This window comes from Streptomyces griseus subsp. griseus, assembly GCF_000720255.1.
Lineage (GTDB): Bacteria > Actinomycetota > Actinomycetes > Streptomycetales > Streptomycetaceae > Streptomyces > Streptomyces griseus_I.
On record NZ_JOJE01000001.1, the window covers coordinates 652,124 to 670,745 of the forward strand.

Below are 18,622 nucleotides of genomic sequence, written 5' to 3' on the forward strand. Positions count from 1 at the left end.
CCCCTACTCGCAGCAGTCCACCTCGAGCCCCCAGGGCAACTGCTCCCCGCTGAACACCGCGCAGGTGGCCTCATGCCCGCCCAACGCGGCCACCGCGAGCAGCAGTGACCCGGCGGTCCACGTGGTCAGCTCCCGGGGCCAGATCGCCTCGTCCTCGAAGACGAACCCCGTCCAGTACAGCCCGGACTCCGCGTCCCGCAGGTGCTGGATGGACTGAAGGATCTCGAGTGCCCGGTCGGACTCGCCCATCGCCCACAGCGCCAGGGCGAGTTCGGCCGACTCCCCGCCCGTCACCCACGGGTTGGGCACGACACACCGCACGCCGAGACCGGGCACCACGAAGCGCTCCCAGTCCTCCTCGATACGGGACTTGGCCTCCGCACCGGTCAACGCCCCGCCCAGCACCGGGTAGTACCAGTCCATCGAGTAACGGTCCTTGTCCAGGAACCGCTCGGGATGCCGCCGCACGGCGTGCCGCAGCGCACCCGCCGCCAACTCCCAATCGGGCTGGGGCTCTTCCCGCTGCTCGGCGATCGCCAGCGCGCACCGCAGCGCCTGGTGGATCGAGGAGGAGCCGGTGAGCAGCGCGTCCGTGGTCGGCGTGCCGTCGTCGTCGCGCCGCCAGCCGATCTGCCCGCCCGGCTGCTGGAGCCGCAGCACCCATTGGACCGCCGCGTAGACGGTCGGCCACATGCGGTCCAGGAACGTGTCGTCGCCGGTGGAGAGGTAGTGGTGCCACACTCCTACGGCTATGTAGGCGACGAAGTTCGTCTCGCGCCCCCGGTCGGTGACGTCGTCGAAGTCGCCGTCCTGGTAGGCCGCGTACCAGGAGCCGTCCTCGTTCTGGTGCCGGGCGAGCCAGGTGTAGGCCCGGTCGGCGGCCTCGTGCTCGCCGGCCGCGTCGAGGGCCATCGCGGCCTCGGTGTGGTCCCACGGGTCGAGGTGGTGGCCCCGGAACCACGGGATGGCGCCGTCCTCCCGCTGCGCGGCGAGGATGCCCCGTACGGTCGCGACGGCCTGCTCGGCGGTGAGGACCCCGGTCAGGACGAGGTGTTCTGTCCGGGAAGAGGTCACCGGGCGTCCACCGAGGGCAGGTGCGGCTTGGTCGCGTACGCCACGAAGCTCTTGCCGATCACCGGGTTCAGCGCCTGCTCGGCGACCCGCGTGGCCAGCGGCTTCTTCATGATGTCCCAGACCAGCAGCTTGTGGTACGCCCGCACGGGCAGCGCCTTGTCGTTGTCGACGCCGAACGCGCACTTCAGCCACCAGTACGGCGAGTGCAGCGCGTGCGCGTGGTGGGTGCCGTACGGCTTCAGCCCGGCCTCGCGGATCTTCTCCAGCAGTTCGTCCGCCTTGTAGATGCGGATGTGGCCGCCCTCGACCTCGTGGTATGCGTCGGACAGCGCCCAGCAGACCTTCTCGGGGCCGTAGCGCGGGACGGTGATGGCGATCCGGCCGCCGGGCTTCAAAACCCGCACCATCTCGGCGAGTACGCCCTTGTCGTCGGGGATGTGTTCCATCACCTCGGAGATGATGACGACGTCGAAGGACTCGTCGGGGAACGGCAGTGCGAGCGCGTCGCCCTCCATGGCCGTCGCGGTGGCGCCCGCCGGTGCCTCGCCCGCCTCCTCCATCGCCGCGAACCACTTGGCGACCTCGCGGATCTCCTCGGCGTTCTGGTCGAGGGCCACGACCTGCGCGCCCCGCCGGTAGCACTCGAACGCGTGCCGGCCGGCACCACAGCCGAGGTCCAGGACGCGGTCGCCCGGCGCGAGCGGGAACCGGGAGAAGTCGACGGTCAGCACGTGGCCCTGCTTTCGGGATAGACGCCGGTGTCACTGGTCGGGGCTGCAAAGCTGGTGGGGGCCGCGCGGCCGGGCGTCGTACCGGCGGAGGAGGCGATCGCCTCGCGGTAGCGGGCGACCGTGCCCTCGGCGGCACGGGCCCAGGTGAAGTGGCGCAGCACCCGCTCGCGGCCGGCCCGCCCGAGGCGGGTGCGCAGTTCCGGGTCGCCCAGCAGCCGGCTCAGGTTGGTGGCGAGCGCCCCGGCGTCGCCGGGCGGTACCGCGAGGCAGGTCTCGCCGTCTCGGCCCGCGACCTCGGGGATCGCCCCGCCGGTCGTGGCGAGGAGCGGCGTTCCGGTCGCCATGGCCTCGGCCGCGGGGAGGGAGAACCCCTCGTACAGCGAGGGCACGCAGGCGACTTCGGCCGAGCGGACCAGGTCGACGAGTTCCGCGTCGGAGATGCCCTTGACGAACTCGATGGCGCCTTCGAGGCCGTAGCGCTCGATGGCCTGGGCCACGGGGCCGTCCTCGGCGCGCTTGCCGACGACGACGAGGTGGGCGTCGGCGTACTCGGTGCGGACCTTCGCGAGCGCCTCGATGAGGAAGATCAGGCCCTTGAGCGGGACGTCCGCGCTGGAGGTCGTCACGATCCGGCCCGGGATCCGGGGCACGGACGGGTCGGGCGAGAACAGGTCGGTGTCGGCGCCGATGTGCACGACGTGGATGCGGTCCTGCCGCACGCCGAGGTGGTCGACGATCTCCTGGCGGGAGGTGCCGGAGACGGTGAGCACGGAGGGCACCCGGCGCGCGACCCGCTTCTGCATGCGGGTGAAGGCGTACCAACGGCGCACGGAGCAGCGGCGCTTCCAGCCGTCGGCGGCGTCCAGCTCCAACTGGCGGTCGACGGTGATGGGGTGGTGGATCGTGGTGACCAGCGGGGCGCCGACGTCTCCCAACAGGCCGTAGCCGAGGGTCTGGTTGTCGTGCACGACGTCGAACTGCCCGCGCCGGGCGCGCAGGTGGCGGCGGGCGCGCAGGGAGAAGGTGAGGGGTTCCGGGAAGCCGCCGGTCCACATCGTGGCGACTTCGAGCGCGTCGATCCAGTCGCGGTACTCGTCGCGGCCCGGGGTGCGGAAGGGGTCGGGCTGGCGGTAGAGGTCGAGGCTGGGCAGCTCGGTGAGGCTCAGACCGTCGTACCCCTGGTCGAGCACGGGGTAGGGCTGGGAGCCGATGACCTCGACGCGGTGGCCGAGGCGGGCCAGCTCGCGAGAGAGGTGGCGTACGTAAACACCCTGGCCGCCGCAGAACGGGTTTCCCTTGTAGGTGAGGAGCGCGATGTCGAGCGGTCGCTCGCCGTCTGCTGCGAGGTCCTCCCCGGACCCCGCCTGACTGGCCTCAGCGGTCACTCCTGGGCCCCCTTCTGCCTGCTCCGTCCCGCGAGATTACGCGGGACGCTAATCTAGAACAAGTTTCAGACTTGATCGTTCGGGAGGCTCCGAATTTACCGGCAGGTAAGGGTGCTGGGAGAAGTGGATCAGGTGATTCGCGCCACGACGGACACCCCTGCCATGCTGTGTGATCACCTGTCCTCACCGACTGTCACGGAACGGGACCCATGCCTGCGGAAGCCAAGGTGACCAAGGTGGAAGCCAGTACCTCGCGACCATCCCCGCCCCTCACCGAGCGTCAGGAGGCGCGCCGGCGCCGGATCCTGCACGCGAGCGCGCAGCTGGCCAGCCGGGGCGGGTTCGACGCCGTGCAGATGCGGGAGGTCGCCGAGTCCTCGCAGGTGGCTCTCGGCACCCTCTACCGCTACTTCCCGTCCAAGGTGCATCTGCTGGTGGCCACCATGCAGGACCAGTTGGAGCACATGCACGGCACGCTGCGGAAGAAGCCGCCGGCGGGCGACCGCGCGGCCGAACGGGTGGCGGAGACCCTGATGCGCGCCTTCCGCGCCCTCCAGCGCGAGCCGCACCTCGCCGACGCCATGGTCCGCGCCCTGACCTTCGCGGACCGCAGCGTGAGCCCCGAGGTCGACCAGGTGTCCCGTCAGACGACCGCGATCATCCTGGACGCGATGGGCCAGGAACACCCCACCCCCGAACAGCTCTCCGCCGTCCGCGTCATCGAGCACACCTGGCACTCCGCCCTGATCACCTGGCTCTCCGGCCGCGCCTCCATCGCCCAGGTCAAGATCGACATCGAGACGGTGTGCCGCCTGATCGACCTGACGGCGCCGCCGGAGCGCGAATAGAACAGACGTGCGCCCGCGTACAACCTCCTGACACCTTAGCGAGTCTGACGGGTGTTCACTTCTTCATCCTGCAGGGGGATACGTGCGTCGTCGTTTGATGTCAGCCATGGTGGTGGCCGCAGCAGCGGTCGGGGGACTGGCTGTGCCGGGTACGGCACATGCCGCCCCCGGCTGCTGGCAGGGGATCGAGACCACCCGGGCCGGAGAGCTGATGGTGAAGGGCAGCCTGGGCAGCCCCAGTCCCTCCACGCTGCTCATCCATCTGCGGGACAAGCAAACGGGGGCGCGTGTCGCCACCGTGGACAAGTTCCCGCGCGTGGACTACCACGAGCACGCTTTCGAGTTCGACGTGTACTCGGATCCCATCAAGCTCGACAAGCTCGGGCTCTACGCGATCGAGGTGGAATCGGCGGACGGCATCGCCCAGTGCGGGGACTTCGACTACCGGCTGCGGTCGGAGTTCTCCCACGTCTCCACCACGGGCAAGGTGTCGCTGGACAACCTGACGACCACGTTCTCCGCCGACGTCACCACCTTCGACCCGCGCACCTGGCAGACCTCGCCGCTGCGGAACGCCGACGTCCGCCTCGAGGGCGACAGCGCCTCCATGGTCGCCACCACGGACGACGAGGGCCACCTGTCCGTACCGTTCACCTTCAGCGGCGTGGAGACCATTCCCCATATCGCCGCCACCATGGCGGCGACTGCGGAGATGGACGCGGAGTACAAATTCGTGCAGCCGTCCGTGGCCCGGCAGCAGGCGAGCATCGAGCTGGACGCCAACTCCAGGAACCTGAAGGCGCGCTACGGCCAGGTCGTGAAGATCACCGGCCGGGCCACTCGCACGGCGGCGGACGGCACGGTGAAGCCGGTACCGGCGGGCACACCGCTGCTGGCCGACGTCAACGGAGTGCCCGTGGTGGGGGCGGACGGCCGCTTCGAGCGCAACGTACGGGCGCTGGCCGACGGACCGATCTACACCACGTGGGCGCGGACGTCGCGCTACCCCTGGCTGGAACACGTGGGTGGCGCCACGCAGATCGACCTCCAGGACATCTCGCTCTTCGAGTCCTTCAAGGCGAGCGTCGACGCCGCCAAGCGGGTGACCGTCACCGGCGCGCTGCAGCGCAAGCCCGGCTACGGGGGTGGCAGCCTCAAGGTGGAGATCCAGTACTCGGCCGACGGCCGTACCGGCTGGACCACGCGCAAGACGTTCACGACGGAGTTCTTCAGCGGGATCGAGGAGACACTGCCGGGCCCCGCCGACGGCTACTGGCGCCTGCGCTTCGCCGGCACCGCGGAAGTCCTCGGCAGCGTCACCAAGCCGCTCCGGGTGACGAGGACCGACACGGCCTTCTCCGCCTTCAACGTGAACCCGGAGCCGGTGCGCCGCGGCAAGCCGCTCACGGTCACGGGCACGCTGAAGCACAAGAGCCCGACGTGGAAGACGTACGGCGGGCAGACCGTGTACGTGTACTTCCGCCCCGCGGGCAGCCAGACCCTGACCTACATGGGCCGGGGCACGACCGCCGCCGACGGCACCTTCAAGCGTGTCTTCACGGCGGAGGGGACGGGCACCTGGCTGGCCCGCTACAGGGACTCCGACGGAAAGCACGTCAACGCCCAGAGCCGCCTCGACGAGGTGACGGTGAACCGGTAGCGGCACATGACGGACCGCACATGAGGGACCTACGAGGCGGGTTCCCTTCGCCGGTATTGCCCGGATCAGGTTGCTGGGGGTCGCCCTCCGTTCGCCGGACGCTTTCCTGTCCCGCGATCTTCGGGCCTCTCAGCCCGACCGTCGACGTCGGCACCAGCGGAAGCCGAGACTTCACGCCCATGTCGGCTACTCCGGTCGAACTCCCTCACTCGTCTCGTAGGCCTACTTCGAGGATAGGAAGTTTCACACGGGGATAAAAGCCCCCCAATCATGATTTTTCTTACGATTTCATCGGCTACTGCTCCTCCGGGGGAAACACCGCCTCCCCACTCCCCACCAGCGTGATCACGATCGCCTCGACCGGACAGCTCTCCGCCGCCGCCAGGATCCGCTCGTTGGCGTCGGGGTCCGGATCGAGGGGGTGGGACTGGCGCCCGGTGTCGAGACGGAAGCCGCCCGGGGCGTGGTGGACGCACTGGGCGGAGCCGATGCACAGGGAGCGGTCGACCTCGACGTGCCAGCGGTCGCCCATCCCCTACCCCTCCCAGCCGGCCGGCAGGTGGATCATCTTGTGCTCGAGGTACTCGCCGTACCCCTCGGGCCCGAACTCGCGCCCCAGACCGGAGTTCTTGTAGCCGCCGAACGGTCCGAGCATGTCGAGGCTGAAGGTGTTGACCGAGTACGTGCCGGTACGGACCTGCCGTGCGACCTCGATGCCGTGCTCCACGTCGGCCGTCCACACGCTGCCGCTGAGCCCGTAGTCGGAGTCGTTGGCGATCTTCACGGCCTCGGCCTCGTCGCCGTAGGGCAGCAGGCAGATCACCGGCCCGAAGATCTCCTCCCGGGCGATGCGCATGGAGTTGTCGACGTCGCCGAAGAGCGTCGGCCCCACGTACCACCCGCGGTCCAGCCCCGCAGGCCGCCCGCCGCCGGTGAGAATCTTCGCGCCCTCCTCCTGCCCGATGCGGATGTAGTCGAGGTTGCGCCGCTGCTGCCGCTCGGCGACCAGCGGGCCGACCTGGGTCGCCGGGTCCAGCGGATCGCCGACCACGAGGGCGCCGGCCGCGGCCGCGAAGGCCTCCGCGAACTCGTCGTAGCGCGAACGCGGCAGCAGGATGCGGGTCTGGGCCACGCACGCCTGCCCGTTGTTCATCCAGGCCGCCGGGACGATGCCCGCGACGGCCGTCTCCACGTCCACGTCCGGCAGCACGACCGCCGCCGACTTCCCGCCCAGCTCAAGGGTCACCCGGGTCAGGTTCCGGGCGGCCACCTCCATCACCCGCTTGCCGGCGGCGACCGAGCCGGTGAAGGAGACCTTGTCGACGCCGGGGTGCCCGACCAGGTACTCGCTGACCTCGCGGTCCGCCGGCAGGATGGATAGCACGCCCTCCGGCAGCCCCGCCTCCGTCGCGATCTCCGCCAGCAGGTAGGCGTCCAGCGGCGACTCCGGCGACGGCTTCAGCACCACCGTGCAGCCGGTGAGCAGCGCGGGCGCGAGTTTGGCGGCGGCCACGAACTGCGGGACGTTCCAGGGCACGACCGCCGCGACCACCCCCACCGGCTCCCGCCGCACGAGGATCCTCCCGAGCACGCCGTCGCGCGTCTCCTCGTAGGTGAAGCCACGGGCGACCGTGATCGCCGCGTCCCACACCATCATCGCGCCCAGCGCCTGCGCGAGGACGCTCCAGGAGTACGGCGACCCGTTCTCCGAGGAGATCACGCGGGCGATCTCCTCGTGCCGCACGGCGATCGCGTCCTTGATGCGGGTGACCACGGCGATCCGCTCCTCCAGGGAGAGCCGCGGCCAGGGCCCCTCGTCGAAAGCCCGCCGCGCGGCAGCGACCGCCCGGTCCACGTCCGCGGCCGAGGCGTGCGGCACCCGACCGATGACCTCCTCGGTGTGCGGCGAGACCACCTCGATGACGTCCCGGCCGAGGGGGTCGGTCAACTCCCCGCCGATGAACAGCTGTCCGTGTTCCACGAGCTCGGTCATGGCGACCCTCCTGAGGAGCCGGCGATCCCGTTTCTGACGGGGCATCAGGAACTGATACCAGTTCTGGTCAAAGGAGTCCACGGACAGGACGAGAATGCCCCTGAGCAGGGGTTTCCCGGGGATCAGGGGCGGGCGCGGAAGCCGTGGGCCGTGGACCCGAGACAGTAAGGGGCCCCGGCAGGGGGGCCCGCCTCGGAGCACCCCCTAGCCGGCAGCCACGACAGCTTGGACCAGGCCCGGGAATCTGCGCTCCAGGTCCTCCGCGCGAAGGCGCATGTACAGCCCGTTTCCCACGTTGCGCTGGTAGACCAAGCCCGCCTCACGCAGCACTCGCCAGTGCCGGGTGCGACTGGACTTGCCCACCGGCAGGTCGAAGGACGCACAGAGCCGTTCCTCGTCCGGCCGCGCGGACAGTTCGGCAATGACTCGACGCCGGTTCTCGTCCGCCAGCGCCAGAAGGATGGGACCCACCTCCAGATCCTCGACACGAGGGTGCGCCAACTCGCCTGCGTCCATCACTCCACCCCTCGACAAGGTACGCATGCAAGCGTACCTTCCATGAGGTACGCGACCGTGCGTACCTTACCTCTGGGGGAGCCATGCCCGCGTCCACATCACCAAGCCGCCGCATCCTGTCCCGCATCCGCTCGTCACTGCGCAAGCTCCTCCTCGTCGACCACTCACCCTTCATGACCCTTTGACTCGATCTGCACCGGGAAGGAACGGGGACAAGCCGACCTCTCGATCAGGAGCACCGCCGCAAGAGCTGGGCCGCCATGGTCAACCCAACGCCCCACAGCAGCAGTCGACTTGAGCACCCGTTGAAACCAGTTCTAGTTAAAGTAGTCCACGGACAGGACGAGAATGCCCCTGACCAGCGGTTTCCCGATGATCAGGGGCGGGGCCGAAACCCGTGGGCCGTCAGGGGGCCGTCGGGGGCCTACGGGCCGCCCGGTACATCTCGTCGACGGCGTTCCGCGTACGCGTCTCGCTGCTCGGCATGAGGTGGGTGTAGGTGCGGAGCGTGAACCCGGCGTCGGCGTGACCGAGGTAGGCGCTCAGGGCCTTGATGCTCTCCCCGGAGTCGAGAAGTACCGAGGCGTAGAAGTGCCGTAGCGCATGCATGCCGTCTTCACGGGCTTCCTTGTACCGCTCCCCCGGCCCGGGCTTGGGGATCACTCCGGTCGCGGCGAGCGCAGGCTTCCAGGCGTGCACGTTGAAGGCGTTGCGCCAGACCGCCCCGCCCTCAGCACCCGTGAAGTACAGGAGCCTGGTCACCGGCTCTCCGTCGGGGCGCATCCAGGGCAGCGTGACGTCGGCCGGCGGGAAGGCCGTCATGTGCTCGGCGAGCGCGAAGGCGACCGAGTCCGGCAGCGGCACGTCACGGAGCTTGCCGTTCTTCGGCGGGGCGAAGACCAGCTTCCGGTCCACGACCTTGACCTGTTGGGTGACGTGCAGAACGCCGGAGAGCGGGTCCACCTCGTCGACGGGCAGTCCGAAGATTTCCCCTTGCCGAAGTCCGCAACCGGCTCCGACGTCGACCATGGCCCGAAAGCGGTCAGGCAACCCCTGCCGCACGGCGAACACACGGTCGGCAGACCACGGAGCGACCCGACCGGGGGCGGGCTTCGGGCGCCGGACGGAGCGCGCCCCGCAGGGATTGCGCGCGAGGCGACCGTCATCGACAGCGGCAGCAAGCACCGCCGACACGTTCCCGAAGATCACACGGCGGGACGATCCAGCGCTTCCCGCGTCCTCCAGCTTGCGTATCCAGGCTCGGATGTCGGACGGCTGCAGCGAGGAGAGCGGACGGCTTCCGAGGTACGGAAAGGCATGGAGCCGAAGGCGACGCTCCGTGTTCTCACGAGTCGTCGGGTCGGTCGTCTGCCCGGCCAGCCACTCGGTGGCGTACTGCTGGAAGGTGACCTTCCCGGCCTCGGGGTCGAGGTACTGGCCCCGCGACATGTCCGCCTCGATACCCGCGAGCCACTGGTCGGCGAGCCGCTTCTTGCCGTCAGGGAAGCTCTTGGACTTCTCGGTGCCGTCCGGTCCCACGTACCGGGCCCGGTAGCGCAGACCGAGGCCATGACGGTCGGTCTTGACCTTGCGCGGCTTGCCGTCCGGACCGACTTCCGCCCGGAACCAGCGATCCTGAACATGCCCGGCCATCAGGCAGCCTCCCCAAGCTGGGTATCCACCCAGGCCCGCACGTCGTTCGGGTCAAAGCGCAGGTGCCGGCCAACGCGGAAGCCGCGGGGACCGGTGCGCTTGCGACGCCACTGGTAGACCGTCTCGACGCTGGGCAACTCGAACATCTCCACGAGGTCGTCGGGCGTCAGGAAGCGGTTCGGCAGCTCTGAGGGCATGTCACCACTCCCTTTCGTCTATGGGCAGGTCGCGTAGTGCTTCGCGGGCGGTCTCGCGGTTGAGTTGGAGGTTGCGGGCGATGGTGGCGGCGAGGGCGGATTCGCCGGGGGTGTGGCCGTGTCCGGCGTACTGCCAGTCGGCCAGGACCAGGACGGTGTCCGGCTCGACGTCGTCCAGGCCGAGCGCGGCATGTTCCTGGGTGGCGCGGTAGTCGGCGCGGGCCTGGCGGAGTTCGCCGAGGGTGGTGGAGTAGCGGCGCGACTTGGAGGAGAAGTGGCCCCGGAAGCCGAGCATGTGAGCCCAGGCCCACAGACGGCGGTCGGGGTAGAGGGGATCGAGTTCCTTGCAGGCCCGGATGAGGCGGCGGGCGTGGTCGGGTACGCCGTGGCGGTCGAGTTCGGAGAGTTCACCGATGCGGCGGTCGAGGGTGCCGGTGGTCTCGGCGGCTTTGGTGGCGTACTTGGCGACGTAGGCGGCGACGGCCTGTTCGGTGATGTCGGAGCCGTCGCCGAATGCCTTGACCGGGCGGACGTCGAGCTGGGTGCCCCAGCGGAACGTCCGGGCGGGCTGGTCTCCGGAGGCGGGCACCGAGACCGACGTGTAGGAGTGGGCGGCGGCGGCCTGGATGGCGTCGGCGAGGAGGTCGACCGTTGCCCAGGCCGGGGGCGGGGTGTCCGGTCCGTCGGGTCCGTCGAGGCGGATCACCGCGTGGAAGTGCAGCGCGCCGCGCTTCTGGAACTCGGCGACCTTGCCGTACGACAGCCGGGCGCACTCTTTCAGCTCCCGTTGAGACAGGCCCGCGCGGGCTGCGATCTCGCGGCGGAGGCGGTTGGTGAAGCGCTGCCAGAGCTGTCCGGCGTGGTTGTTGAACAGCACCGCGCCCGCGTAGTCGTACGTCGCAGGGTCGAGGGCGGTGCCCAGGGCGGGGTCCTCGGCCGGGTGGTGGTTGCCGCAGCGGCAGACGCCATGGTCGGGACGGTTGTGGACGCGGCCGAAGGAGGGGGCAGTGAGAGTGGCGAAGACGCGGGGGTGGTCGCGGACGGTGGCGGGGATGTCGCGGCGGTCGTCTCCAGCCAGGCCTGCGCGGATGAGGTGGTAGGTGTCGCCCGCGTAGGTCCAGGCGCAGGACGGGCAGCGGGATGCACGGCGGTTGCCGCAGGCGACGCGGAGGCGTCCGCCCGGCTCGTTCTCGGTGGAGTAGTGGTGCAGGGTCTCGCCGGTGGTCTTGTCCTTGGTGAGGGTCCAGCCGGTCAGGTGGATGGGGTCGGAGCAGCCGCCGGTGCGGCGGATCTGGTCTTCCCAACGGTCGTAGTCGGACGCCGAAGCCACCCTCAGCAGGTCGCCGAGGGTGGTCGGGTCGAGCAGGTCAGGCACGGGCGCCCTCCCGGTTGCGGTGGCTGCGGGTGACGCCGAGGCCGTTGCAGGCCGGGCAGTTGGCGGTGATGGTGCGGAGGTGGCCACGGGGGTCACGGCCGCCGAGGGTGATGGCGACGGAGGCGAAGCCGTCGCAGTTGCCGCAGATGCGGGGCGCGGGTGTGGTGCGGTGGGTCATGCTGGGGGTTCCTTCCGGTTCCACGGGATCGGACAGGGACGGTGCCCGGGCGGCGGATGCTTGGCGGTGTCAGGCCGCCCGGGCGCCGGTCAGCGTCGCTTGCTCTCGGCGGTGATCAGGGAGCGGATCACCAGGGCGCAGATGGCGACCGAGGCGCCGGTGATGGCGACGGCGAGGAGCATGGAGACGAGGACGGCGCCGACGACCAGGACCACGGCCGTGCCACCGCCGACGAGGGCGAGAGCGGTGCCCGGGGTGAGCTGGACGGTCGGCCGCGACGGAACCTGTGTGGCCGCAGCCGGGGCGGGCGTAGTGGTGGTGTGCTGGACCACGGCGGTCGGCTCGACTACGGCGGGCGGGGAGACGAGTCCGGTGGGGGTGGGCATAGTGGGGAGCTTCGGGCGGAACATGGCGGTTCTCCCTTCGCGGGTGGTTACTTGGTGAGGGCGGTGTCGATGGCGGGGGCGAGGACGCTGTCGGCCAGGAGGTAGCCGCCGAGGAGGAGGACGGCGACGAGCCACCAGGGCGGGCGGAGGAACTTGACGCCGAGGTAGCCGACGACGGCGAGGGCGAACCAGAGCGGGACTTCCATGGCGGGGTCTCCTAGCGGACGCGGCAGCGGTGGGTCCGGGCGGCGAGCTGAGCAGCGGCGGAGCTGGAGTAGTCGGCGGACCAGCCGCAGCGGTCGGCGGTGCACACGGCGGCGTGCTTGGTCTGGCCGTTGCGGTCGCGGTGGGTGCCGATCTGCACGGGGCCGATGCGCATCACGGAGTGGAAGTGGTCGCGGGCGGGCATCAGTCGTTCTCCTTCCGGGCGGTGGTGGGGTCGGGGAAGCTGGCGCGGATACCGGCGGCGGTGCCCGGGTCGGTGGTGCGCTGGGCGGCTTCCTCGGCGAGCAGGTGGGCGAGGTAGGGCCGGTCGGCGGCGGTCATCTCGCGGGCGCCGTCGAGGTAGTCCGAGGCGGTCAGGTCGGCGGGGTCGGGGGTCATCTGTTGTCCTGCCTTCCGGATCAGGCGAGCTGGGCGGCGATGGCGTCGGCGAGGTGGGGCGGAACGCCGAGGCGGGTGCGCAGGGTGTCGGTGTCGATCGGGGCGCCGGTTCGGTCGCGGTACTCGGCGGCGACCTTGCGGGCGTGGTCGACGAGGACGGCGGGAACCGCGGGCGCCGGGTCGGCGGGCGGCAGTGCCGGGGCTTCCTCCACCGGGGCGGGCGTGGGCTCCGGGGCAGACACGGGCTCGGGGGCGGGGTCGGGGTCGGTGGCCATGAGGGGTTCCGGGTTCGGGGCGGGTGCCGGCGGGGCGGGCGTCGGGTGCTTGGCGGAGTGCGCGAGGAGGGTGCCGCCGAGGAAGGCGAGCGCGGGCCACCCGGCGATGCCGAGGCGGAGCAGGGCGGGCGGGTCGGCCAGGTCGAGGAACCCGGCGGTCGCGACGTTCGCGCCGAGCGAGGCGAACAGGGCGATGAGGAACCAGCACCAGGCCAGCCGCGACGGACCCTCGGAACGGAGTCGTCGCCAGGCGGCGACCAGGAGCAGGTCCACGCTGATCGGGTAGGCCCAGGCCTTCCAGCCGTCCTGTCCGGCAGCGGCGGCCAGGTCGTGCAGGTGGGCGAAGGACAGAGCTCCGGCGATGACGGCCTGGACCAGAACGGCGTCCACCCGCAGGCGGGCGGCCATCAGGATCCCTCCGCGAGCGGCGGCTCGGGGAGCGAGGCAGCCAGGGAGGGACTGACGGCTTCGACGAAGTCGAGGTCGGCGCCGGTGGTGTCGGCGTAGAGGGCGAGCTGGCCGAGCAGCAGGACGGTGCGGGCGAAGTCCTCGCAGTCGGGGCACATGACGGGGGTTCTCCCTTCATCAGGCATGGCAGGGGTAGGGACCTGGCGCGAAGGCGGTCGCGCCGACCGGGGAGCGGGAGGTGTCAGGCCGTAGCGGGAGCTGTCTTGGACAGCGGCACCGGAGTCTCAGGGGGGCCGGTCAGCTCGGGCCGGTAGGCGGCCAGTTCGGGCAGGTCCGGGGTGCGGTCGGCGTGCCGGTTGCAGGTGTTGACGGCCTGGCGCAGGGAGGTGTGCGGGGCGCGGATGCGGTGCCAGCCTCCGGTGGAGTCCCCGGCGATGGCGATCCCGCGCAGTTCGGCGGGGATCTGGATGGCGGCCAGGACGGCGTCCGGGGAGATGTCCCCGAAGGCCATGTTCGCGGAGGTCTCGTCGTTGACGCGGTGGGCGGTACGTGCGGTGAGCTGGGCACGGAGCATGGTGATGCCCTTGCCGAGTTCGGAGCCGAAGCGCTGCCCGCAGATCTCCAGGTAGATACCGGCCGCGCGGCCGAGCTGGGCGAGACGGACCAAGGAAGTGATGATGCGGTCGCGGCGCTTCTCCTCGTCCTTGCTGGCGAACAGGGCGAGTTCGGCGACCTCGTCGACCAGGACCACGACCGGCACGGGCCGCAGGTGTGCGGGCAGGTCCCAGATGTCGGCGGCTATCTCCGCATCCGGCACGGCGGCGGTGATGCGCTGCTCGGCGCGGATGAGCCGATAGACGCCCTCCATGCGGGACACGAGCGCATCCAGCAGCTCGGCGGCGGTGTCCGGGTTGTCGGCGAGGGCGGAGAACCGGCGGGCCAGGGGGAACAGCTCCACTCCCTGCTTGCAGTCGATCCCGACCAGGGCGACATCCATCGGGGCGAGCCCGGCGACCAGGTTGCGCTGATAGACGGACTTGCCCGACTCGGTGGCGCCCAGGGTGAGGGCGTGCGGGACGGCACGGTAGTCCCGGTAATGCACCGAGCCGTCCTCACGCAGGGCCACCGGCACGCACATGGGACGGGTGTCGAGCTTGGCGGGCATCTGCACCCGCTTGAGGACGTCATAGCCGGTCATCCGCACTTCCACCACACCCGAGCGCACCTCACGCGAGGTGACCCCGTACATCGAGAACGAGTGCCGAAGCCGGTCCGAGGCGGCGGCGACGTCGAAGGCGTCCTGTCCCGGGCGCAGACCCAGCCGCAGGACCAGGCCGGTCCGGGTCGGCCGGAAGCGCAGAATGCGCGGCGGACGGGACTCCGGCACAGGCCGGTTGGCCACCCGGGCCAGGGCCAGGCGCCAGCGCGAGGGCGGGACGGTCAGACCGCAGGCGTCCATGACGGAGGCGTAGCGGACCAGGACCCGCAGACTCGCGAAGGTGACGCCGAAGGTCATCCAGTACCAGGCGGGGCGCCGCCACCGCAGGAGACCCGCAGCAGCGACGACCAGCACCAGCGCGACCGTCAAGGCGGTCATGATCAGGCCGCCTTGGGCTTCGCGGCAGCCTCCACGAGCGAGGTGACGGCGACCGCGCGGAAGGCGATGCCGTGCCGCTTCTGGCCGTTGAAGTCGTTCTCCCACGGCCGCGCGATCAGGCCCGTGAGCGCGACCGGCGTGCCCATGGCCAGCTCACCCGTGATGCCCGGCTCCGGCACGGTGATGGACAGGATCTCCACCTCGTCGTTCGCCGCGAACATCACGTCCACGGTCATCAGCTTCGCACCGGTCTCCATGTCGGTGGCGATCTCGCCCGTACGGCGGTCCTTGACCTTCGGCTGCGGCGTCTTAGCGACCATCACGGTCGCAGAGGCGGTGTCCACGGGAATCTGACGCATGATGGAACTCCCTTGAAGAGGGGTGAGAGCGGCGTACTTGCTTGGCGGTGGGTCGCCGCTCTCGTACGTTGGCTGTAACCGGCAGCAAAGCCACAGGCGTTTGCGCTTCCAACTGGTGCGCACCAATAGATTGCATCTGGTGCGCACCAGATGTCAAGCAGTGTCGCTGTGTTGGCGTCTCAACTCGCCTTACTGCGACGGTTCCAGGGAACCGCTTCTGCCAACGCCCCGGTAGCCAACAGGGGTTAACACCTGACGCGTTAACCCCTTCGGACCTGCGCTGATGTGAGGCATGCTGCTATGAGGTCTCTTAACCCAGTCAGGGCGGCGTGACGTGACGAACGGACTCAAGGCAGCAAGGAGCGCACGGGAGTGGTCGCAAGAGCGGCTGGTTCGGGAGATCGAGCGGCACGCGCGACAGCACATGCTCGACGTCGCGTCGACAGCCAGCCTCCGCGTGTACGTCTCCGAGTGGGAGAACGGCCGACGCACCATCTCGGCGCGCTACGCCAAGATACTGCGCACACTGCTCGGCATCACCGACGACGAACTATTCGGTAGGGCTGAGCTGTTGGCCCCATCGACCATGACGGACGGATACGACGACCTCATGGGCCGGATAGACGCTGCTCGCAGCATCAGCCTGACCATGGTGAACACCTTCATGGACCAGACAGAGCTACTCAGGACCATGGATCGGCAGCTGGGTGCCGCGAGTCTCGTCGACCAAATGACAGCCCACCTGGCGACTCTCGAGGACGCCCTCACCTTCGCCGTGCTCCCGGAGACCCGACGCCCTGTTGCTCGGGCATTGGCCGGCGCAGCGACATTGGCGGCCTGGCAAGCGCTCGACGTGGGCGCCGTAGAACGAGCCTGGCGGCACTACGAATTGGGCAAACGAGCCGCGCAAGAGGCCGAAGAGCCGATGTACTTGGCGCACGCCACCGCCGAGCAGGCATACGTGCTCTGTGACGCAGGGCGGGCGCCCATGGCAGTGGAACTGATACGCGACGCGCAGCGACTCGGTGGCAAGACCATGTCCCCGCGCCTCACAGCCTGGCTGTACGCGGCCGAGGCCGAGATCTGCGCCCGGGCGGGCCTGCCCGACGACTGCCAGCGCTCGCTAGAGAACGCCATGCGATCCCTGCCCCCGGGCGAGGAAGCCCGTGATCCGGACATGCTGAGCATCTTCCTGAACGAAGGGCATCTCACCAGGTGGCGCGGCAACGCGCTCGCCCTGATCGGTGACGACGAGGCGGTGGGCAGTCTCTACACAGCGCTCGACAATGCCGACCCCACATTCATACGGGCGTCCGCCGGACTACGTTGCGATCTCGCCCAGGCCCACATAGCCCGCGGCGAATACGACCAGGCGCACGAGCACCTTCGCCAGGCCCGCTTGACGGCGAACCGCACGGGGTCCGTCCGTCAGCGGCGGAGGATCGAGCAGCTCACGCAGCGGTTGTAGGCGAAGCGCCGGAGGACAGAACATGCAGCAGGGCCACCAGCGTTCCCGAGCCCATGAGTTCACCGCGCGCCATCAGCCCGGGGATGTCCGAGAGCGGCACCCAAGCGATGTGTCCTGCCTCTTCCAGGTCCGTCGGTTCCCCGACGAGCTTGGCGCCCTGACCCACGAAGATCTCATGCGGTGAGTCGACCATGCCCACCATGGGCTGGTAGGTGACCACGTGCTCAAGAGCTTCAGGCCGCCAGCCGGTCTCTTCTTCGACTTCCCGAAGCGCAGTCTGCAGAGGGTCTTCCCCCTCTTCGACGATGCCGCCTGGGAGCTCCCATCCGAAGGAGTCGGGCACGAAGCGATAGCGCCACATCATGAGGACGCGGTCCTGGTCATCGATGACGGCGGCGATGGCCACGTGATGCAGCTTCACCACGTGATGCTCGAAGCGCTCGACTCCTGGCGGCTCGACATCGACCAGGCTGAGCTTGACCCAGCGGTTGTCGTACAGGGTGCGCTCACCATGGATCTGCCAAGGCTCCAGATCTGCCGGCGCTTCGGTGGTCACGGACCGATCGGGCACACGGTAGGAGCTGCGGCCATGCACCTCGATGACGCCCTCAGTGATGAGCTTCGCGAGCACCTGGCGCAACGCCGTGCGGCCGATGCCCAGCTCCTCGGACAGCGTCCGCTCAGAAGGGATCTTGGAACCAGGCAGGTACTTCCCCGTCGAGATCCACTCACGGATCGTGCGGTAGACCCGCTCTGACTTCGGTCCCATCCGGTGAGCACACTCCTTGTTGGTTGAGTTGCGGTGACGGGACCAAGCGTAGCTACAAGCTACTCACGTGAGTAGGCACGAGCCGAACCAGACGATCACCGACGAGCGCGGTACAACTTTCCCTACTTCATCAAGTGCCCGCGCACGGCGCGGGCGCGCGCCGCCTCTGCGGCGCGGCCTGCCTCCTGTCTGCGCCCCGGCTGGCCGCGCCCGGCGGCGCGCTCGGCGGCTGCGGGCATGAAGAGGGATACACCCTCTGTGGCTGGGGCGGTCGGCTCCACGGCTTTAGGCAGCCACTTTGGGGCGAGCCTCTAAGATCATGGCCCCAACGTCGTGCTTTACGGGCAGGTCCACTGACTGCCCGACTCGCCATCAGCTTACGGGGCCATGATCACTCGCCCCAAAGCAGCTCCAGCCCAAAGCCGCTACGCCGACCTCCGTTTCTTAGCCTGACTTGAGGGGGTCGTACCCGAGAGCATCGGAAGCGGCATAGAGGAATTTCAGATAGCTTCTGTGTGCTGCCGACACCTTGAGCTCAATCTTCTCAATACGGCTCACCACCTCGCTATCCGGCACTTCATCGACTCCCTGCAACGCTTCGAGCAGGGCACTCCTATACTCGCCAAGGGCACCCCCTGCCTTCACTACCGCAGAGGTAACCTCTAACGGTCCCTCAACGTAAACGACAGACTCTTCATGTTCTAGCCTTTTCTGCCGCTCGAAGGCCTGACCGTATAGACGCCTAGTCCCCTCCAAACATTCCGAGCGAGAATCGGGAAATTCAAGCGCCAATTCCAATTGGCGCTTTGCATCTTGATACAGCTCAAAGGAATTACGGAAACCCTCGGCATAAGCCACGTATGCGGCACGGCGAGGCTCTCGGAGGGATTTTTGCAGATCCGCTCGAAGTTGCATGCGAGTTTGTGATCGGCCGAGAAGTGCAGCTATCGCCGCAGCTCCGCCGGTTCCAACCGCCCCCACAGTCGCGCCAAGCACGGCCGCCAGTCCTGAATCCATGCCATGAGTCTTACCGGCGGATACTCCCGCGTACACAAGCTGCGGGTCAGGGGGACACACCCCTACCGATCCCACCCCTGCCGGACTGGGCCGTCTCCGGGCCGTCCGGCAGTGGCCAACGTCGACAAGC

General features: G+C 69.3%; 23 protein-coding genes. 3 read left to right on the forward strand and 20 right to left on the reverse strand.

Annotated features, from left to right (window positions below; translation table 11 throughout):
• Window positions 1-3 precede the first annotated feature (3 nt).
• The 3 genes from IG99_RS02985 to IG99_RS02995 are packed head-to-tail and all read right to left on the reverse strand — an operon-like array spanning window position 4 to window position 3,190.
• Window positions 4-1,074, reverse strand: a complete 1,071-nt coding sequence (locus IG99_RS02985; RefSeq protein WP_037669322.1) for a prenyltransferase/squalene oxidase repeat-containing protein — start codon at window positions 1,072-1,074, stop codon at window positions 4-6.
• Window positions 1,071-1,805, reverse strand: a complete 735-nt coding sequence (locus IG99_RS02990) for a class I SAM-dependent methyltransferase (protein WP_037669324.1) — start codon at window positions 1,803-1,805, stop codon at window positions 1,071-1,073. Before IG99_RS02990 ends, IG99_RS02985 begins: the two co-directional genes overlap by 4 nt.
• Window positions 1,799-3,190: a glycosyltransferase family 4 protein gene (locus tag IG99_RS02995; protein ID WP_037669326.1), complete on the reverse strand. Its 1,392-nt coding sequence runs from the start codon at window positions 3,188-3,190 to the stop codon at window positions 1,799-1,801. The genes IG99_RS02990 and IG99_RS02995 overlap by 7 nt, the downstream gene beginning before the upstream one ends.
• 209 nt (window positions 3,191-3,399) lie before the next feature.
• Between IG99_RS02995 and IG99_RS03000 the strand changes: the two genes are divergently transcribed.
• Together IG99_RS03000 and IG99_RS03005 are read left to right on the forward strand one after the other, a co-directional pair.
• Window positions 3,400-4,038 (forward strand): TetR family transcriptional regulator, encoded by a 639-nt coding sequence (locus IG99_RS03000; RefSeq protein WP_037669328.1) that lies wholly within the window; start codon window positions 3,400-3,402, stop codon window positions 4,036-4,038.
• A gap of 106 nt (window positions 4,039-4,144) precedes the next feature.
• Window positions 4,145-5,698 carry a hypothetical protein gene (locus IG99_RS03005; protein WP_158973112.1) on the forward strand — a complete coding sequence of 518 codons (1,554 nt, stop codon included), beginning with the start codon at window positions 4,145-4,147 and terminating at the stop codon, window positions 5,696-5,698.
• A gap of 295 nt (window positions 5,699-5,993) precedes the next feature.
• Here the strand turns inward: IG99_RS03005 and IG99_RS03010 are convergent, their stop codons facing one another.
• The 15 genes from IG99_RS03010 to IG99_RS03070 all read right to left on the reverse strand — a co-directional run bounded on the left by IG99_RS03010 (window position 5,994) and on the right by IG99_RS03070 (window position 15,238).
• On the reverse strand, window positions 5,994-6,230 hold the full coding sequence (locus IG99_RS03010; RefSeq protein ID WP_037669332.1) for a ferredoxin: 237 nt from the start codon (window positions 6,228-6,230) through the stop codon (window positions 5,994-5,996).
• A gap of 3 nt (window positions 6,231-6,233) precedes the next feature.
• Complete coding sequence (locus tag IG99_RS03015) at window positions 6,234-7,691, reverse strand: aldehyde dehydrogenase (RefSeq protein ID WP_037669335.1); 1,458 nt, start codon at window positions 7,689-7,691, stop codon at window positions 6,234-6,236.
• A 204-nt stretch (window positions 7,692-7,895) separates the two neighbouring features.
• Complete coding sequence (locus IG99_RS03020; RefSeq protein ID WP_394297959.1) at window positions 7,896-8,162, reverse strand: ArsR/SmtB family transcription factor; 267 nt, start codon at window positions 8,160-8,162, stop codon at window positions 7,896-7,898.
• Between the two features lie 450 nt (window positions 8,163-8,612).
• The gene (locus tag IG99_RS03025) at window positions 8,613-9,860 is read right to left on the reverse strand and encodes a tyrosine-type recombinase/integrase (RefSeq protein ID WP_037669339.1); all 1,248 of its coding nucleotides are present in this window, start codon (window positions 9,858-9,860) and stop codon (window positions 8,613-8,615) included.
• Complete coding sequence (locus IG99_RS03030; protein WP_037669341.1) at window positions 9,860-10,057, reverse strand: helix-turn-helix transcriptional regulator; 198 nt, start codon at window positions 10,055-10,057, stop codon at window positions 9,860-9,862. The genes IG99_RS03025 and IG99_RS03030 overlap by 1 nt, the downstream gene beginning before the upstream one ends.
• Window position 10,058: 1 nt before the next feature.
• On the reverse strand, window positions 10,059-11,432 hold the full coding sequence (gene repSA / locus IG99_RS03035; RefSeq protein ID WP_037669343.1) for a replication initiator protein RepSA: 1,374 nt from the start codon (window positions 11,430-11,432) through the stop codon (window positions 10,059-10,061).
• Window positions 11,425-11,610, reverse strand: coding sequence for a hypothetical protein (locus IG99_RS03040; RefSeq protein ID WP_037669345.1), 186 nt, complete (start codon window positions 11,608-11,610; stop codon window positions 11,425-11,427). Before IG99_RS03040 ends, repSA begins: the two co-directional genes overlap by 8 nt.
• A gap of 89 nt (window positions 11,611-11,699) precedes the next feature.
• Window positions 11,700-12,020: a hypothetical protein gene (locus IG99_RS03045; RefSeq protein WP_037669347.1), complete on the reverse strand. Its 321-nt coding sequence runs from the start codon at window positions 12,018-12,020 to the stop codon at window positions 11,700-11,702.
• Window positions 12,021-12,043: 23 nt separating this feature from the next.
• Window positions 12,044-12,202 (reverse strand): hypothetical protein, encoded by a 159-nt coding sequence (locus IG99_RS47345; RefSeq protein WP_107055801.1) that lies wholly within the window; start codon window positions 12,200-12,202, stop codon window positions 12,044-12,046.
• An 11-nt stretch (window positions 12,203-12,213) separates the two neighbouring features.
• The gene (locus IG99_RS03050; RefSeq protein WP_037669350.1) at window positions 12,214-12,405 is read right to left on the reverse strand and encodes a mobile element transfer protein; all 192 of its coding nucleotides are present in this window, start codon (window positions 12,403-12,405) and stop codon (window positions 12,214-12,216) included.
• Window positions 12,405-12,599 carry a hypothetical protein gene (locus IG99_RS03055; RefSeq protein WP_037669352.1) on the reverse strand — a complete coding sequence of 65 codons (195 nt, stop codon included), beginning with the start codon at window positions 12,597-12,599 and terminating at the stop codon, window positions 12,405-12,407. The genes IG99_RS03050 and IG99_RS03055 overlap by 1 nt, the downstream gene beginning before the upstream one ends.
• 20 nt (window positions 12,600-12,619) lie before the next feature.
• Window positions 12,620-13,282 (reverse strand): DUF2637 domain-containing protein, encoded by a 663-nt coding sequence (locus IG99_RS03060; protein ID WP_037669354.1) that lies wholly within the window; start codon window positions 13,280-13,282, stop codon window positions 12,620-12,622.
• Window positions 13,282-13,440 (reverse strand): hypothetical protein, encoded by a 159-nt coding sequence (locus IG99_RS49485; RefSeq protein WP_199815443.1) that lies wholly within the window; start codon window positions 13,438-13,440, stop codon window positions 13,282-13,284. The genes IG99_RS03060 and IG99_RS49485 overlap by 1 nt, the downstream gene beginning before the upstream one ends.
• Window positions 13,441-13,523: 83 nt before the next feature.
• Window positions 13,524-14,879 carry an FtsK/SpoIIIE domain-containing protein gene (locus tag IG99_RS03065; protein ID WP_037669357.1) on the reverse strand — a complete coding sequence of 452 codons (1,356 nt, stop codon included), beginning with the start codon at window positions 14,877-14,879 and terminating at the stop codon, window positions 13,524-13,526.
• A gap of 2 nt (window positions 14,880-14,881) precedes the next feature.
• A complete protein-coding gene (locus IG99_RS03070; RefSeq protein WP_037669360.1) occupies window positions 14,882-15,238 on the reverse strand; it encodes an SCO3933 family regulatory protein in 357 nt (118 codons plus the stop codon).
• 424 nt (window positions 15,239-15,662) lie between these two features.
• On the opposite strand from IG99_RS03070, the gene IG99_RS03075 reads away from it, so the two are divergent.
• Window positions 15,663-16,706, forward strand: coding sequence for an XRE family transcriptional regulator (locus IG99_RS03075; protein WP_199815448.1), 1,044 nt, complete (start codon window positions 15,663-15,665; stop codon window positions 16,704-16,706).
• Here IG99_RS03075 and IG99_RS03080 read toward each other — a convergent pair.
• Window positions 16,690-17,475 carry an NUDIX domain-containing protein gene (locus tag IG99_RS03080; RefSeq protein WP_078947501.1) on the reverse strand — a complete coding sequence of 262 codons (786 nt, stop codon included), beginning with the start codon at window positions 17,473-17,475 and terminating at the stop codon, window positions 16,690-16,692. The genes IG99_RS03075 and IG99_RS03080 overlap by 17 nt on opposite strands.
• Window positions 17,476-17,919: 444 nt before the next feature.
• On the reverse strand, window positions 17,920-18,492 hold the full coding sequence (locus IG99_RS48590) for a hypothetical protein (protein WP_158973114.1): 573 nt from the start codon (window positions 18,490-18,492) through the stop codon (window positions 17,920-17,922).
• Between the last annotated feature and the right edge of the window lie 130 nt (window positions 18,493-18,622).